15 protein-coding genes, 1 tRNA gene and 1 pseudogene are annotated in these 14,914 nt (G+C 62.7%); 14 read left to right on the top strand and 3 right to left on the bottom strand.

Annotated elements, in window-relative coordinates:
* The first annotated feature begins 96 nt into the window (after positions 1–96).
* Positions 97–414, top strand: coding sequence for a hypothetical protein (locus tag B5D38_RS18690; protein WP_078709978.1), 318 nt, complete (start codon positions 97–99; stop codon positions 412–414).
* Between the two features lie 90 nt (positions 415–504).
* Here B5D38_RS18690 and glpK read toward each other — a convergent pair whose 3' ends face one another.
* On the bottom strand, positions 505–1,998 hold the full coding sequence (glpK, locus tag B5D38_RS18685; protein WP_078709977.1) for a glycerol kinase GlpK: 1,494 nt from the start codon (positions 1,996–1,998) through the stop codon (positions 505–507).
* Between the two features lie 244 nt (positions 1,999–2,242).
* On the opposite strand from glpK, the gene B5D38_RS18680 reads away from it, so the two are divergent.
* From B5D38_RS18680 to B5D38_RS18670, 5 genes and pseudogenes are all read left to right on the top strand, one after another.
* Positions 2,243–2,332 (top strand) — tRNA-Ser (locus B5D38_RS18680).
* A gap of 84 nt (positions 2,333–2,416) precedes the next feature.
* Positions 2,417–2,689 (top strand): annotated as a pseudogene (locus B5D38_RS22875) (DUF6538 domain-containing protein); the annotation flags it as partial.
* An 18-nt stretch (positions 2,690–2,707) separates the two neighbouring features.
* On the top strand, positions 2,708–4,306 hold the full coding sequence (locus B5D38_RS18675) for a site-specific integrase (protein WP_131829968.1): 1,599 nt from the start codon (positions 2,708–2,710) through the stop codon (positions 4,304–4,306).
* A gap of 167 nt (positions 4,307–4,473) precedes the next feature.
* Positions 4,474–4,686, top strand: a complete 213-nt coding sequence (locus tag B5D38_RS22105; protein ID WP_131829967.1) for a hypothetical protein — start codon at positions 4,474–4,476, stop codon at positions 4,684–4,686.
* A 458-nt stretch (positions 4,687–5,144) separates the two neighbouring features.
* Entirely contained in the window at positions 5,145–6,950 is a 1,806-nt protein-coding gene (locus B5D38_RS18670) for a S1C family serine protease (protein ID WP_165690907.1), read from the top strand.
* A 180-nt stretch (positions 6,951–7,130) separates the two neighbouring features.
* Here B5D38_RS18670 and B5D38_RS18665 read toward each other — a convergent pair whose 3' ends face one another.
* Positions 7,131–7,418 (bottom strand): hypothetical protein, encoded by a 288-nt coding sequence (locus B5D38_RS18665; protein WP_078709974.1) that lies wholly within the window; start codon positions 7,416–7,418, stop codon positions 7,131–7,133.
* Positions 7,419–7,453: 35 nt separating this feature from the next.
* The gene (locus B5D38_RS18660) at positions 7,454–8,185 is read right to left on the bottom strand and encodes an outer membrane protein (RefSeq protein ID WP_165690906.1); all 732 of its coding nucleotides are present in this window, start codon (positions 8,183–8,185) and stop codon (positions 7,454–7,456) included.
* Positions 8,186–8,755: 570 nt separating this feature from the next.
* Here B5D38_RS18660 and B5D38_RS18655 point away from each other — a divergent pair.
* The 8 genes from B5D38_RS18655 to B5D38_RS18615 all read left to right on the top strand — a co-directional run bounded on the left by B5D38_RS18655 (position 8,756) and on the right by B5D38_RS18615 (position 14,870).
* Positions 8,756–9,211 (top strand): carboxymuconolactone decarboxylase family protein, encoded by a 456-nt coding sequence (locus B5D38_RS18655; RefSeq protein ID WP_078709972.1) that lies wholly within the window; start codon positions 8,756–8,758, stop codon positions 9,209–9,211.
* A 201-nt stretch (positions 9,212–9,412) separates the two neighbouring features.
* The gene (locus B5D38_RS18650) at positions 9,413–10,162 is read left to right on the top strand and encodes an SDR family oxidoreductase (protein WP_078709971.1); all 750 of its coding nucleotides are present in this window, start codon (positions 9,413–9,415) and stop codon (positions 10,160–10,162) included.
* 191 nt (positions 10,163–10,353) lie between these two features.
* A complete protein-coding gene (locus tag B5D38_RS18645; RefSeq protein ID WP_078710000.1) occupies positions 10,354–11,259 on the top strand; it encodes a sigma-70 family RNA polymerase sigma factor in 906 nt (301 codons plus the stop codon).
* Between the two features lie 93 nt (positions 11,260–11,352).
* Positions 11,353–12,318, top strand: a complete 966-nt coding sequence (locus tag B5D38_RS18640; protein ID WP_078709970.1) for an oxidoreductase — start codon at positions 11,353–11,355, stop codon at positions 12,316–12,318.
* A gap of 499 nt (positions 12,319–12,817) precedes the next feature.
* Positions 12,818–13,207, top strand: a complete 390-nt coding sequence (locus B5D38_RS18635) for a dihydrofolate reductase family protein (RefSeq protein ID WP_245319379.1) — start codon at positions 12,818–12,820, stop codon at positions 13,205–13,207.
* A 53-nt stretch (positions 13,208–13,260) separates the two neighbouring features.
* A complete protein-coding gene (locus B5D38_RS18630) occupies positions 13,261–13,767 on the top strand; it encodes a TetR/AcrR family transcriptional regulator (RefSeq protein WP_207552994.1) in 507 nt (168 codons plus the stop codon).
* Positions 13,764–14,336, top strand: a complete 573-nt coding sequence (locus B5D38_RS22625; RefSeq protein ID WP_245319378.1) for a Rossmann-fold NAD(P)-binding domain-containing protein — start codon at positions 13,764–13,766, stop codon at positions 14,334–14,336. Before B5D38_RS18630 ends, B5D38_RS22625 begins: the two co-directional genes overlap by 4 nt.
* 3 nt (positions 14,337–14,339) lie before the next feature.
* Positions 14,340–14,870 (top strand): O-methyltransferase, encoded by a 531-nt coding sequence (locus tag B5D38_RS18615; protein WP_078709966.1) that lies wholly within the window; start codon positions 14,340–14,342, stop codon positions 14,868–14,870.
* Positions 14,871–14,914 lie beyond the last annotated feature (44 nt).

Below are 14,914 nucleotides of genomic sequence, written 5' to 3'. Positions count from 1 at the left end.
CTGGTTTTCGATATTCCAGACCCGCTCCAGATTGTCGTTGCAATATGTCTGACGTCAGTTGCGTCAGATCCATGAACTCCTTGCGCTGGATCAGCCATGAACAACGAAGGTCTTTGTCCCATCCCTCTCGAACTCCTCGCGCTCATGATGCGCGCGGATCAGAAGAAGGTCGCGTCCATCGTCACCTCCATGCCGATGGACCAGCGCGCGGCGCTGGCTGCGTTCTGCATCAGCCGGTGCCATATGCGGCCGCTCGCCTTTCAGGTGGCGCAGCATTGCGACGCACGCTCGCTGCGCATCTTTGCGGGCGCGGCCGGCGAAGTCCTGCTGGAGCAGGCGCGCAACCAGACCTTCGACCAGGATCCGGCTGAGGCGCGCAAGCCCAAGGTCACGCTGGCCCGGTGTGTGGCCTGACAGCTTGAAATCACGCCTGTAGAGCAAGGGCCAGGGGACGCTTTCCTCCGGGCCCGATGCCGTCCGACGCATTCATGCGGTGGCAGGGCCTTACCGATGCCGGCTCAATGTGCGCGACACGGCATCGGCCCATCCCTTCAGCTTGGCTTCGCGAAGCTTGGGCTCCATCGTCGATTCAAAACGGCGATGGAGCCTCCAGCGGTCTGCAAAGCCCTCCGCATCCGGCCATACACCTGCTTTCTGCCCGGCAATCCATGCCGCGCCAAGCGCCGTCGTTTCCAGAACGACCGGCCTGTCGACCGGCGCGTCGAGAAGGTCTGCAAGACGCTGCATCGTCCAATCCGAGGCGACCATGCCGCCATCGACGCGAAGGACCGTCTCGCGCGCGCCGTGCCAATCCCGCTTCATGGCGGACAGAAGATCCGCCGTCTGATAGGCCACAGCCTCCAGAGCCGCACGGACAAGCTCGTTGGGGCCGGTGCCGCGCGTCAGGCCAAAAATTGCGCCACGCGCCTCCGGGTCCCACCAGGGCGCGCCGAGCCCGGTGAAGGCCGGAACCAGATAGATCATCTCCTCCTCATTCGATGCGGCCGCCATTCCGCCCGACTGCTCGGCCCGCTCGATGAGACCGAGGCCATCTCTCAGCCACTGAACGGCGGCGCCCGCGACGAAGATCGAGCCCTCGAGCGCGAAGGTGGTCTTGCCTGCGAGGCGGTATCCGATCGTCGTCAGCAGGCGGCTGCCCGAGGCAACCCGTTCCGCGCCCGTATTCAGTACGGCGAAGCAGCCGGTGCCATAGGTGGACTTCACCATTCCTGGCTGAAAGCACGCCTGCCCGACCATGGCGGCATGCTGATCGCCGGCGACGCCGCGAATTGGGATGGCGACGCCGAATAGCGATGGATCCGTCTCGCCGAACTCACCGTCGCAATCCTCCACCCGTGGCAGTAGTGCCCTGGGCACCCCGAATAGCCCGAGGAGCTCGTCGTCCCAATCGTTCTTGGCGATGTCAAAGAGCAAGGTGCGACTGGCATTGGTGGCATCGGTGGCGTGGACCCGCCCGCCCGTCAGGCGCCAGAGGAGATAGCTGTCAATCGTCCCGAAGGCGAGTTCTCCCGCCTCGGCCCTTCTCCGGGCGCCCTCGACGTTGTCGAGAAGCCAAGCGATCTTCGTGGCGGAAAAATAGGGATCGACGATAAGCCCGGTACGGTCCCGGATCATGTCCTCCGCGCCGTCGTCGATCAGGCGCCGGCAGGTCTCTGAAGTACGTCGGTCCTGCCACACGACCGCATTATGGATGGGCTTTCCGGTGGCGCGATCCCAGATGATGACCGTCTCGCGCTGGTTGGTGATGCCGATCGCGGCGATGTCGCTGGCGGCAAGCGCGGCCCGCGCCAGCGCCAGACGCGTGGTGTCCAGTACGGTGCGCCAAATCTCTTCCGGGTCGTGCTCCACCCACCCGGACCGTGGAAAATGCTGCTGAAATTCCTGCTGGGCGACACTGAGCACGTGCAGCCCGTCATCAAAGGCGATGGCGCGCGTCGAGGTCGTTCCCTGATCGATTGCAAGTACGAAACCCGGCATGGTTCGATCTCCTCCCTTCCGCCCTTCCGCAGCGGTGGTCACGGCCGCGGCCGTCCGCTGTCGGTGTCGTGGAGCACGATCCGTACGCGGACACCAGCCCCCTTGAAAGACAGCCGCGACAAAGATCGAAGATGGATCGGGCGATAAATCGCAAAAGGGCTCTTGTGCGAGGCAAGCCGCCTTTGATATGAGGGCCGGCGCCGGACGCATCGGCTGCGGTTTTCCGCCGAAGCGTCTTCAGGCCGGAGAGGTGGCAGAGCGGTTGAATGCACCGCACTCGAAATGCGGCATACCCGCAAGGGTATCGGGGGTTCGAATCCCCCCCTCTCCGCCATGAGTTTTTCCACTCTCCGCCAATTGGAATCCCGCTTTTTCCGGCGTTTGAACCCTTCCACACCGCCCCTTCGGGAGTGTGGAGATGGACAATTCCAGCCGTGTATCGCTCGGTGTATCGCCTCGGGTATCGCAAATCAGCCTAAGCGGCGAGGCCGAATCGACGCCGCAACAACGTGGCCCCGGCCCCTATCTCGTTCGGTCAAGGACGACTTATCTTTTCCAGATTAGGATGCCCAAGGACCTCGGCGGCGGGCGCGCCTCGAAGCAGATCCGGATTAGCCTCGGCGCATGCCCGTCCCGCGAGGCGCGCCACAAGGCGGATCTTCTCGCTGCCGAATGCCGGCGGCGCTTCGCAAGGATGAGGAACAGACGATTGGCTGGAGACGACAGGCAGTCCGACGAGGCCGAGCAGATGTTCTCGGGCGAGACGCCCGAGGAGGCCTCCGCCGAGATGCGGGGCTGGCTGAAGGCGCACCTTCAGATGCTCGCCAAGGATGCTCCGGCGCCGTCCCAGGAAGACAGCCAGGCGTTCGAAGGCTGGCGCGGCCTGGTCGGCATCGCCCGGGAACTCGCCAAAGGCCCCGACGGCAATCCGCTGATCGTCGACAATGCCGACATCCTCAAGCAGAAATACGTCGAGAAGCTCGGCGGCACCGCGCTTCCGCCAGAGGCGGTCAAACCTGCCGTCGAGGACAATCCCGCGGCGAACGCGGCGCGGCAGCAGCCGCTTGCGACTGAGCCAGCGGCTCCGGCTCCGGCCGCGATTGCAAAGCCTATTCCCGCCGTACAGCAAGACGAGCACCGAGACGCGGAAGGTCGCCGGATTCCCGCCTTCGAGCTTGACCGACGATTCGTCCGGTGCCCGCCCTCCACCAAGGCTCTCTTCAGCGAAGTCTCGGACGACTATCTTGCCGCCCGCGCCGCAGCCTCAGGCGCCCAAAACAAGGACTTGAAGACGGCCCGGTTCCGGCGCGACCTCTTCATCGAGCTGATTGGAGACCACCCCGTCGACACCTATGACGCCGCCGACCTGCAGGCCTACATCAACCTCCTGGCCTTCTGGCCTGCGCAACAGTCGCAGCGGCCGGCGGCGATGACAGCCCGGGAGATCATCGACGGCAATCGCGACCTCCACCTCAAGCCGCTGTCCCGCAAAGCGCTGCAGGAGGGCTATGTCAGCATCGTCAAGACGATGATTGGCCACAAGGCCACGAGCCTTGGCTACAACGATCCCTTCGTCAATGTCCGCGCGTGGTGGCCGCAAACCGCGGCACCGCCTGTCTCAGCCGAGCCGCTCAGCGCCGAGCGGATCTCGCGGATCTTCAAGACGGGTGTCGAAAGCGGACTGCTGGACAACACGATCCTGCCGCTGCTCGGCCATCTCACGGGTCGCCGCATCGGGTTGCTGATCCATCTCAAGGGTATCGACATCCGCGAGAAATACACGGGCGTCTGGGTCGCCCAGACCTCATCGATCACCGAGATCGGCGGAAGCTGGAAGCGCGTGCCCTACAAGACCGAAGCCAGCACGACCTTCTTTGTGCTGCACCATCTTCTCACGGAGATCGGCTTCGTCGATTGGGCTATGGCGCAGGGCGACGCCTTCCTGTTTCCGGAACTGATGCGTCTCGCCGATCCAAGCAAGAGCGCATCCTCCTACATGGGGCGGCTGTTCAAGCGCGCAGGGATTCCGAAGAACCGTAAGGAGGTCTTCCACTCGCTCCGCAGCGGCCAGATCGAGGACATGCGAGACAGCAAGATCGACGGGCGGGATCGGCGGCTGCAGGCGGGCCACGCAGTCGCTGTCGACGAGCACGAGGGCTATGGGTTCAAGTCGATCACGGAGATCCGGGCGCGCGAACTGGCTCGACTGCCGCTCAACCCGGAGATCGACTTCTCGGTGTTTCAAGGTCTCGATTTCGATCAACTTGCCCGGCGCAAGCGGACCGCCGGGCGGCAGGCGAAGGGCTAGAACCCGCACGCTGCAGTCGGCGGCACGCCGCGTCGGGATGGAAATGTTTTCCATGCACCCTTCATTGCTGCGGCGCGCGGTTTTCCCATGGATAGGCCGGAAGTCATTTAAGGACGGAAAGAGCGTCCCGTCCGTTTGCTACACTGGGCTGAGGCATAGCCAAGGCTATGAGCGAAGGAGCCTGCCCCCCCGCGCGGTCATGCATCCCCAATGGTAGCCATCGCCTCAACCCCACCGCCGGAGAACTGCTGGCGGGACTGTGCGAGGTCGGGATGCTCGCCGGGTTGGACTGTATCGGCTCGGTCTACGATGCTTGCATCAAGCACGTCTACGAGGTCGGCGGGTGCGAGGCGTTGAGGCTGGCACACCTCAACGTATAGGGACGGTGATCGTCTATGCCGGCCTCTTCCCGTTACTCCGAGCCTGGACAGCTCTCGACCTTGGCTGCGTCGTCAGTCAGCGCGCGGGCGACCTTCTTCGCGATCGCCCCGCGCTTCGGCCTCGCCGACGAAGCTCCACCTGCTGAGTGCGACTCGGATTGTCCTCGTAGTCGATAAAGGCCAAGCGTAAGCCGTCAGCGTCCTGGATGGCGAAATGGGGTCCACTCCACGGAGCGACGATCGGCCTGATTGCGGACCAACAGCTTATGGGATTGGACTGCATCGCAAGGGACTATGGCTCGGTCCAAATTGACACCGCCGCTCCACTGAGCATCATCATCGCGACGAAAGGATACTCGATGTTCAGGCGAGCGCTTGTTGCTCTATTCTTTGCGGGATGTAGCATGCCCCCGTTCGCAGCCACGGCCGCGGTCCCGAGCGGAGCGGAGGCCCGATGGGTGGTACTCGCGAGCCGAACGAACCTGGACGAAGCTGTGGGCATCGCCTCGGTCTACGAGTGGCGATTCGATCAGGTGCGAGTCGTGCGGTCATCGAACGGCTGGCTTGCGGTAATTGCCGGACCGGTCCCTATTCCCGAAGGCGCGCGTGCAGCGAAGCAGAAGCTATTAGCCAATGGAGGGGTACCCGCCGACCTGTTTCTCTCGAACGGGTCAGAGTTCAAGGAGATCGTCTGGAAGCCAGAAAAGATAAAACTTCCTTCGTGGTCGACCGGATCATCGCGCGCTGTAAACTTCGACAGCAACGGCCTTAGCGTAACCATCGACAGTGTGCAAAATGATGCTGAGTCGCGCTCTCCGCGGATCACGGCCTTTGAAAATGGGCGCCGGGCGTTTTCGTCAGTTCTCACGGACGTGTCGACTGGCGATGGAGCGTCGACCGTCCGGATCGCTCCGCTTGATCCCACCTCAGACCGCACCGACATTGTGTTCTCGGCTTTCTGGGGGGGTGCCCATTGCTGCACCGTCACGCAGATATTCAGCCGCCAGCATGGAAAGTGGACGCAGGTTCAGGCTTCCGTACTCGACGGGGACGGCTATACCTTCAGCGACTTGGACCAGGATGGCAGCCTCGAGCTGGTTAGTGCTGACAACAGCTTCCTCTACGCTTTCGCGCCTTATGCTCTTTCTTGGGCGCCCATGGTCGTAGAACAACTGCGCGGCGGCAAAATACTGGACCAAAGGCACAGCGGGCAGTTTGTGACCTCCTATCGGCGCGACCTCTATCGGATGGAGCATGCGGCCAGCCTGGATAAGTCGCTTTGGAGCTCTAACGGCTTCCTTGCTGCCTGGGTGGCGACAAAGGCCCTCCTGGGAGAGTTCGATGACGCCTGGCGCAGGATGGAGGCGTCCTACGACAAGAACAGCGACTGGACGATGCAAGTATGCTCGCAGGCGCTGAAACTTGCGGATTGCCCCGAGAGCTTCAAAGTCAATGCTTCGTTTCCCGAGGCCCTGAAGGCTCACCTGCAGGAACACGGATACCTGTCGCCTTCCACCCCTCAAACGCCGCAAGCGTCGCAGCCCGCGCCGGCTCAGGTGGCTTCCCAAGCCCCGTCGACTGTAGACACGCCAGTGCCTGAACCTGCGGTCAGCGACAAGGACAACTATGAGCAGGCCACATCATCAGGCACAGGGTTCTTTGTTTCCGAAAGCGGCGAGATACTGACAAACTTTCACGTTGTGAACGAGTGCCGCAGGCCAGTGGTGCTGCAAGGAAGGTCTGTTCCCCTACCAGCTACGATCGTGGCGTTGGATGAGACAAACGATCTAGCGCTCATGAAGGTGGAGAAGCAGGGCGGTCAATTCGCGAAATTCAATGTCAAAGTCAGGCTCGGCGAGGCGGTAGCGGCATATGGCTATCCGCTGTCATCGATTCTTTCCAGTGGAGGCAACTTCACGCTCGGAAACGTGACGGCCCAGACGGGCTTGAGGGACGATTCCCGATATCTCCAAATGTCCGCGCCCGTGCAGCCGGGCAACAGCGGCGGCCCTCTTCTCGATTCCCATGGGAACGTGGCGGGCATAGTCACTGCTAAGCTCAACGCCTTTGCGGCGATGCTGGCGACTGGCGACATCGCACAGAATGTAAATTTCGCTATCCGCAGCGCTACCGCTGTCTCATTCCTTCTTGCGAATGGAATCGAGGTTACATTCGCCAATGATGCTGCTTCCTCTCCGAAACTCGATGCGCCGGATCTTGCCGACTTTGCGAAAGAAATCTCCGTCGCGATACGATGCCATTAAATCGTCGGCGTTCGCGGGCACTCTTCAAGGTCCGTAGCCGCAGGTCAGGACCTGGCCAGCGGCTCAGGCACGGGTACAGGCAACATCAGCTTTCCTGATTTGCGCGCTGGTCGCGTTGAATGACCAACTTCGACGCTATTGACGCCCTGCCGCATCAATATGCGCGCTGTCCAGGTGAGACTATTCCCGATCGCTGCCGGGCATCCTCGACAATTGCTTGAGCATATCGTCCATGCGGGCTGCATGGGTGCTCAGGTCCTTCGAGGTCCGCTCTCCAACACTGCCCACCGCAGCGACAATCCGAGCTTCCATCTTCTCCGCCTCATCCTTGGAAATATACTTTTCCGCGACGTGCTGCCGTAACCCGCTCAAGCGCTCATCGAGAAGATGAAGCTGGCCGTTGGCTGTTTCAGCGGAGACCCGATCGGCTTCTGGTTGGGCACAGCGCAACGAGAAAAGGCGGAGCACCTTTGGCCCCGCCCTACCCTTGAGTTCGCTCTGGATCAGAACCGATAGTTGATCCCGGCCCGAACGGTATGGAAGTCGAGCTCCTCGGAGATTTTCAGGTTGTCGCCACCCGTCAATTCACCGGCGTAGATCGTATCCTTGCCGAGGTCGGTGTAGGAGTACTCGGTCTGGAACGACACATGCGGCGTGATGGCGTACTCGACACCGGCGCCGACGACCCACCCGGTCTTCGTATCATCCTCGCTGATGCTGCCAACCCCGCTCACGGACAAGGTCTGCTCGGTCTTGCCATAGGCGAAGCCGCCATGGACATAGGGAAGAACTCGGTCGAAGCCAACTCCGAGGCGCGCGCGCACCGTTCCGAGGTACTTCAGCTCGTCTTTGGCCCTGGCGCTGCCGATACCAGCGACCGTTGCGTTGACATCGGCATCGATGCTTGATGCCGCGATATCCGCGACGGCGCCGAAAACGTAATTGTAGTATTCGAAATCATAGCCGATCTGGACGCCACCCAGCAGGCCTCCGCCGTCAACGTCGAGAGATCCGGTATCCGCCGGTGCAGCGCCCACGCTGTAGGAAACAGGGAACTTGAAATCCGCGGCCGACGCACCGCCAAACACACCGAGATAGCCACCAGTCCAGCCGAACGCGTCCGCAATATACGGCGCCGGCGTCGGCGACAGCCCGTAACCCAGATCAGCAGCGTGAACCGCCCCCGCCAGGATGGTTGCAGACGAAACAGCGATCAAAAATGAAAAAGCACGCATCGGGAATGTCCCTTGAATTCGATGCGAAATTCGTAGTGCTAAATCCGCCACTATCATAGCGCATAAATGCAACACTAAGACGAAACTGGAATTTCTCTGTCAACAATCTATTAACCATGACTTGCCGTTTTCTTGCATTTACCCCATTCGCTGCCTCGGATTGTGCGCTTGAGCTCCGAGAGTAGGGTTACAAAACATTAATCATGCGCCGAACTGCCATCTGATTGACTGCGACAACCTTCCGCTCATGATGCCGTGGGACGAGAGCTGCCTGGGTTCCCTTAGGATACCGGACCCGTCAAGAGCCAATTCAGCGCATCGTCAGGAACGGGTCGGATAGCCGACTGTCTGCTTCGAAGCTTTTCAAGGAGGTAGCTGCCGACCCGCCAATGACTCCATGTCGGTCGGCCAGAGACCTACGCAGGCTTATCGGGAGCGAACGTAGAAGCACCCGTCCGGGATATGAACTTCGCCAATCAAAGAATGCTGAATGGCATGTCACATCTCGGTAGGGCGGCTCGTCATGACTTTGAACGTCGATCTTCGGCGTTCCGAGCACGAGGACAGAACATGACCGAGAACAAGCGGCTGATCTGGAACGAGGTGGCGCCGCAGGGTGCCAAGGCGCTCTATGGCATCCACCACTACATCACCACGGGCACCGATCTGCCCGATGAACTGATCCACCTGATCTTCTTGCGGGTGTCGCAGATTAACGGCTGCGCGCACTGCATCGAGCTGCACACCCGGGACCTTCTGAAGACGATGCCGATCGAGAAGGTGGTCCTCGTTCCGGTCTGGGCCGAGGTGCCTCACCTTTTCTCCGAGCAGTATCGCGCCGCGCTCGCCTGGGCGGAGGAGGTCACGCTGGTCAGTGAGACGCACGCCTCCGACGAGGCCTATGCCGCTACAAGCGCCGCGTTCGCACCCAAGGATCTCGTCGATCTGACGATCACCATCGCGGCGATGACCGCGTTCAATCGCCTCGGCGCGCCCTTTCGCCTTCCGGTCCAGGCGAAGGCCTAGCCACCCTGTCGCATCGCCAGAGGCGGCGCCAGCACCGCCTCTGGCGATGCCGATAGAGCCTTGGCCGCACCTACGCGTTTCACGTCGCGGATTTTTGTGGGGCATGTCACATCCGACCCCGTCCGCTTCGTCCTTTGCTTGTCGGACGCCCGAGAGCGGCGTGGGGCCGCCCGTCCGATCTCGAACAAGGAGATGAGTTCCATGAAGATCGTGGTGATTGGCGGGAGCGGACTCATTGGCCGGCATCTGACGGCCGAATTATCCCAACAAGGACATAAGGCTGTCGCGGCTTCGCCGAGCAGTGGAGTGAACGCGCTGACGGGAGCGGGCCTCGCGGTCGCCCTTGCCGGAGCCGACGCCGTCGTCGACGTATCGAACTCGCCCTCCTTCGAGGATGCCGCGGTGCTCGACTTCTTCGAGCGCTCAGGCCGCAACCTTGTCGTCGCGGAACGCGAGGCGGGCGTGAAGCACCACGTCACCCTTTCCATCGTTGGCACCGACCGCCTCGAGGGGAACGGCTACTTTCGGGCCAAGGTTGTGCAGGAAAGGATCGTCAGGGACGCCGGCATCCCCTTCACCATCGTGCGCGCGACCCAATTCTTCGAGTTAGTCACGGCCATCGCCGAAGGATCGGTCGACGGCGACCGTCTCGTCGTACCGGACGCCGACTTTCAGCCCATCGCCGCCGTCGATGTCGCCGCAGTGCTCGCCGATGTCGCGCTTGCTCCGCCTCGCAACGCGACGATCGAGATTGCCGGACTGGACCGCCAGCCATTGCGTGACTTCGTCGCACGCCGCATCGCCGCCGCTGGGGACCTTCGGCAGGTGCAGGCGGACAAGGCGGCGCGCTACTTCGGGGCCGCGCTTGAGACAGGGTCGCTTGTTCCCGAGCATGCGAGAGCGGCGCGGCTCGGGCCGACGCGGTTCGAGAGCTGGCTCACCGCCGCCTGAATCGGGGCGCTCTTCCATCAGCGCGAGTGACGTCGAGCCGTCCAAACTCCTCGCTGTTTTCGTTGAGGATGCAGACCATACCAATCTTACGACTCGGGCAGCGCCCTGGAGAAGCCCATGTATTCTCATGGCGGTCATCGCCCATAACAGTCATGGCTGAGGCGCCTGACACCACCGTTGAGGAAACGCATATGCGGCAGCTAGACGACCCCACGGTCATCTTCGAGACTCATCGAGCGCGGCTGCTGCGCATCGCATACCGCATGCTTGGCTCGCGCAGCGAGGCCGAGGACGTCGTGCAGAATGCCTGGCTGCGTTGGGTTGCCGCGGACCGGGAGGGCGTAGTTGCCCCGTATCCCTTCCTCGCGCGCATCGTCACACGGCTCTGCCTTGACGAGATGAAGTCGGCCCGCGCCCGCCGGGAGACCTATGTCGGAGCCTGGCTGCCCGAGCCGCTGGTGGAAGCCGAGGAGGACGGCGTGGACGAGGACGACCTCACGCTGACGCTGATGATGGCGCTGGAACGGCTGTCGCCGCTCGAGCGAGCGGCCTTCCTGCTCCACGATGTCTTCGGCGTGCCGCTTTACGAGGTGGCGGACACGCTTCACCGGGAAGCCGCGTCCGTGCGCCAGCTCGCCGTCCGCGCGCGGCGTAACGTGCAGGCCGCGCGTCCGCGCTTTCCGGTGGAGCGCGAGGAGGGCGAGCGGATTGCCCGTGCCTTCTTCGCGGCCTCCACCAGCGGCGACACCGCAACGCTGCGCGCCCTCCTCGCCGAGAACGCGGTCCTGCGCTCGGACGGCGGCGGCAAGGTGCTCGCCTTCATCAACCCCATCTCGGGACTGGACCGCCTGCTCCGCCTCTACGTGGCCGTGCGACGCAAATGGGGGGAAGGCTGGGCGCAGATGCTCGAACCCGTCTGGATCGACGGGCTGCCCGGCTATGTCAGCCGCGAGCGCGGCGACGTCCTCCAGACGACTGCGCTCGCCATCGAGAACGGGCGGATCACCGCGATCTACATCACCCGCAATCCCGACAAGCTCCGCCACGTCGCGCGCGCTTTCGGGGCAGACCCAGGCCCGGCCTTCCCGACACAGTGATCAATCGACGGCGATCCAAGGTCGCCGTTCCACATTCAGGCTCTCAAGGCGCTCCACGGTCCCGCGTGGTGCCAACTCACACAGGACAACAGCATGACACAGCAAACGCCCATCGGCTCCGGCTTCGGCGCCGCCAGCACGGCCATGGAGGTTGTCTCCGGGATCGATCTCTCGGGGAAGCTCGCCATCGTGACCGGAGGAGCCTCGGGGCTCGGGCTCGAGACGACACGCGCTCTTCTTCACGCCGGGGCCGAGGTCATCGTGCCGGCCCGCAGTCCCGAGCGGGCGAAGACCGCTCTACAGGGTCTTGTCGGTGCATCGGTCGAATCGATCGATCTCGCCGATCCGCGCTCCATTGCCGCTTTCACGGACCGGATCGTGCGCACGGGGCAACCCGTGTCGCTCCTCGTCAACAGCGCGGGCATCATGGCGACGCCCGAAATGCGGGACGCCGACGGGCACGAGGCGCAGTTCGCGACGAACCATCTCGGCCACTTTCGGCTCACGCTCGGCCTGTGGCCGGCCCTCGCGGCGGGAGGAGGAGCCCGCGTCGTCAGTGTCTCGTCGCGCGGCCACCAGATCGCCGGAATCGACTTCGAGGACATCGACTTCCGGGCCCGCCCCTACGACAAATGGGTTGCGTACGGTCAGTCGAAGACAGCCAATGCCCTCTTCGCGATGGCACTCGACCGCCGGGGACGGGATCATGGCATCCGAGCCTTCTCGCTCCATCCCGGCCAGATCCTGACGGATCTTGCCCGGCATCTCAGTGCCGAGGAGATCGCCTCCTTCGAGGCTTTGGACGAGGCGGGGCGCCCGATCATCGATCCCGAACGTGGGATGAAGACGCTGGAGCAAGGGGCCGCGACGAGCGTCTGGTGCGCTACGAGCCCACGTCTCGAAGGCTTCGGCGGCGTCTACTGCGAGGACTGCGACATCGCCATCGTCAACGACCCGAGCGTGGGAAGGAAAGGAGTCAGCCCCTGGGCTTGCGATCCGGACGCGGCGGAGCGCCTGTGGCAAGTGTCCGCTGCTTGGACCGGGTCGGACGCGTTTTAAGTTCCCCGGTCGTCGGAAAGGAAAAGAGAGCTATCTCTTTCGATTACTTCATCGCCCCTGGTGGCCGCTTTCATGGCTGTGCTTGGCAAAAGCGAACGATCAACTTTCCAACTTTTTCGGAAATTATTCCGACGCCGCTTCGGGCCGAAAGCGGAACGGCAACTCCAGAGCAGCGACTGGCGGAAAGCTGCCGCTCCGTGGGAGTCTTTTTGGTGCTCCCCCCTTGGCGGGGATGGGTGCCCCAACAGCGCTCATCGCGATCTTTCACCCGGCGCCATGATGCGAGGTCGCAGGCTTGACGCAAGCGACACCCCTCTAGGTATTTATACAATGTATAAAAAGAGAGAATGGGAATGATCAGTGGCCATGTTTTCATAGCGACCAGTCTGGATGGATTCATTGCGCGCAATGACGGCGACATCGGCTGCTGCTCGAAAGGGATGACCCGTCCGAAGATCATGGCTACGATGCCTTCATCGAAGACATCGATGTCATCCTCATGGGACGCGGTACCTATGAGAGCGTCCGGGCCGAGAGGCCCTGGCGTTACACTCGCCCCGTCGTGGTCATGTCACGCTCACTCAAGAACCAGCAAGTTCCGGAGGAACTGGCCGGAAAGCTGCAGCTTTCCGACGCATCGCCAGAGCAAGCGATGGCCATGCTTGATGCTGCGGGACATCGCCGGGTCTACGTGGACGGCGGTTTGATCATCCAGTCATTCCTGCGTGCGGGACTGATCGCCGATATGGTGATCACCCGCATTCCGGTGCTGCTCGGAGAGGGGCGCAGCCTGTTTGGCACGGTCCCTGCCGACATTTCGCTCGTTCACGAGGAAACCCGAAGCTTCGCCTCCGGCCTCGTCCAGTCGCGCTACCGGATCGCACGGTGACGCGCCCACGGGGCCGTCCACCCCACAGCAAGCCTGCTGTCTCGCCCGATGACATGCTGTCAGCCGCCCTGGACCTGCTCGACACCGAGGGCGTCGATGCATTCACCATGCGTGCATTGGCCGGACGGCTCCAGATCAATCCGATGACGATATACCACCACTTTGGTGATCGCGACGGTTTGATCAGTGCCATGTCGGAACGGGTTTATCGCAGCGTCTCCGCACCAGCACTGGGCAACCCCCGGTGCCGGATCGAAGCCCTCTTGCGGGCCTATCATGCCCAAGTGCTGAAGCATCCCGGCCTCGCCCTGCTCATCTTCAGCCGACCCACGGTCTTTCCGGAACAGGCGCAGCGGATAACCGAGGAGATTGCCCAGCTTCTGGTCGAAGCGGGTTTGTCGCCGCAAAGAACCCGGCTTTGGGTGAACATTCTCGTTGATTTCACCCACGGCGCGGCCATCGCAACCGCGATCGGTGGTCGATCCGATCCCGAAGGCTCCGGTTCGAACGATGATTACAACGAGGCCCTTGCGGAGCTACTGAACGGACTCATGACATGATCGTGCGCCAGATTGGCGGGCGCATCGCCGGTCTGAACAGCCGTTGCGCTCGCCTCGCGGCGCGTCCGCTCGCGATCGAGCATCAGCGTAATGCTGTGGATCGTCTTGAACAGCATCTACCGGACGAAGCGGCGGAACCACCAGTAGACGGTTTGCCAGGGCGGACATTCCTTCGGCAACATGCGCCAGCCGCCACCCGAGCGCGTCATGGCGCGGATGGGGTCCCATCCTTGCCTCTTCTCCCCATGTCGCGAGAGGAAGCACTGGGCCGGAACCAGTCGGTCCGCTTCGGAGAGACGCTCTTCGAGCTGTGTGAGCAACTCACTCGGCTGAGCGGGCGTGAGATTCGCTACGACGATCTGCCGCCTGAGAGCTATGCAAGCGCGCTCAAAGAGCGCGGCGTGCCCGGAGATGTCGCAGATTTTCTGGCAGGGATCGACGCGGCGGTGGCGCAAGGCGCTCTCTTCGACCTGTCGCACGATCTCTCACGCTTGATCGGGCGGCCGACAACGCCGCTCGCGACAACCATTGCCCAAGCGCTCACCGACCATCGGCGCGAGAAAGTCTAGCGGATGCTATTCGAACATATCCGGCAAATGACCCGGGCGCATCGCCAGGACCACGGCTGCCATGCCCACACCTACTCCGACGGTGCCGCGCTGAGCGCGCTGGCCGCGGGCGCCCATGCGGCGTGCATTCTCGAACTGGGCACCGCGCTGGGCTACACGGCCTGCTGTCTTGCCGCCGCATCTCCCTCGGCCCTGGTCGACACCGTCGAGAAAGACCCTCTCCATGTCGCGCTCGCGCGCAAGAATATCGCGGCGGCGGGCCTGTCCGAGCGCATCACCGTTCATGAGGGCGATTTCGACACGATCCTGCGCGCGCTCGCGGCGGGTTATGACTTCGCCTTTTTCGATGGCATCGCTCCGGAACCGCGTTTGATCGACCAGCTCTGGAGTTTGTTGGTCCCCGGCGGGACTCTGGCGTGCGCGAACCTGCATATGGTGGGAAGCCGGCTGATGCGGGACTTTCAAGATCGGGTGCGCTGGTTGCCCCGAGGGACGATCGAAGACGGCGATACCGGCATCTTCGAGAAGGTCTGATCCGCTCAATTCCAGGACGGAGCACGGGGGACTATTCGAGGCCT

It is taken from the genome of Consotaella salsifontis, assembly GCF_900167365.1.
Taxonomy (GTDB): Bacteria; Pseudomonadota; Alphaproteobacteria; order Rhizobiales; family Rhizobiaceae; genus Consotaella; species Consotaella salsifontis.
The sequence above is the reverse complement of the archived record's forward strand: the minus strand, read 5'-3'. Positions and strand labels throughout refer to the sequence as shown.

Coding starts and splice junctions, on each gene's coding strand:
- B5D38_RS18690 (WP_078709978.1), top strand. CDS start 97: ATGAACAACGAAGGTCTTTGTCCCATCCCTCTCGAACTCCTCGCGCTC.
- glpK (WP_078709977.1), bottom strand. CDS start 1,998: ATGCCGGGTTTCGTACTTGCAATCGATCAGGGAACGACCTCGACGCGC.
- B5D38_RS22105 (WP_131829967.1), top strand. CDS start 4,474: ATGAGCGAAGGAGCCTGCCCCCCCGCGCGGTCATGCATCCCCAATGGT.
- B5D38_RS18660 (WP_165690906.1), bottom strand. CDS start 8,185: ATGCGTGCTTTTTCATTTTTGATCGCTGTTTCGTCTGCAACCATCCTG.
- B5D38_RS18655 (WP_078709972.1), top strand. CDS start 8,756: ATGACCGAGAACAAGCGGCTGATCTGGAACGAGGTGGCGCCGCAGGGT.
- B5D38_RS18650 (WP_078709971.1), top strand. CDS start 9,413: ATGAAGATCGTGGTGATTGGCGGGAGCGGACTCATTGGCCGGCATCTG.
- B5D38_RS18645 (WP_078710000.1), top strand. CDS start 10,354: ATGCGGCAGCTAGACGACCCCACGGTCATCTTCGAGACTCATCGAGCG.
- B5D38_RS18640 (WP_078709970.1), top strand. CDS start 11,353: ATGACACAGCAAACGCCCATCGGCTCCGGCTTCGGCGCCGCCAGCACG.
- B5D38_RS18635 (WP_245319379.1), top strand. CDS start 12,818: ATGGGACGCGGTACCTATGAGAGCGTCCGGGCCGAGAGGCCCTGGCGT.
- B5D38_RS18630 (WP_207552994.1), top strand. CDS start 13,261: ATGCTGTCAGCCGCCCTGGACCTGCTCGACACCGAGGGCGTCGATGCA.
- B5D38_RS22625 (WP_245319378.1), top strand. CDS start 13,764: ATGATCGTGCGCCAGATTGGCGGGCGCATCGCCGGTCTGAACAGCCGT.
- B5D38_RS18615 (WP_078709966.1), top strand. CDS start 14,340: ATGCTATTCGAACATATCCGGCAAATGACCCGGGCGCATCGCCAGGAC.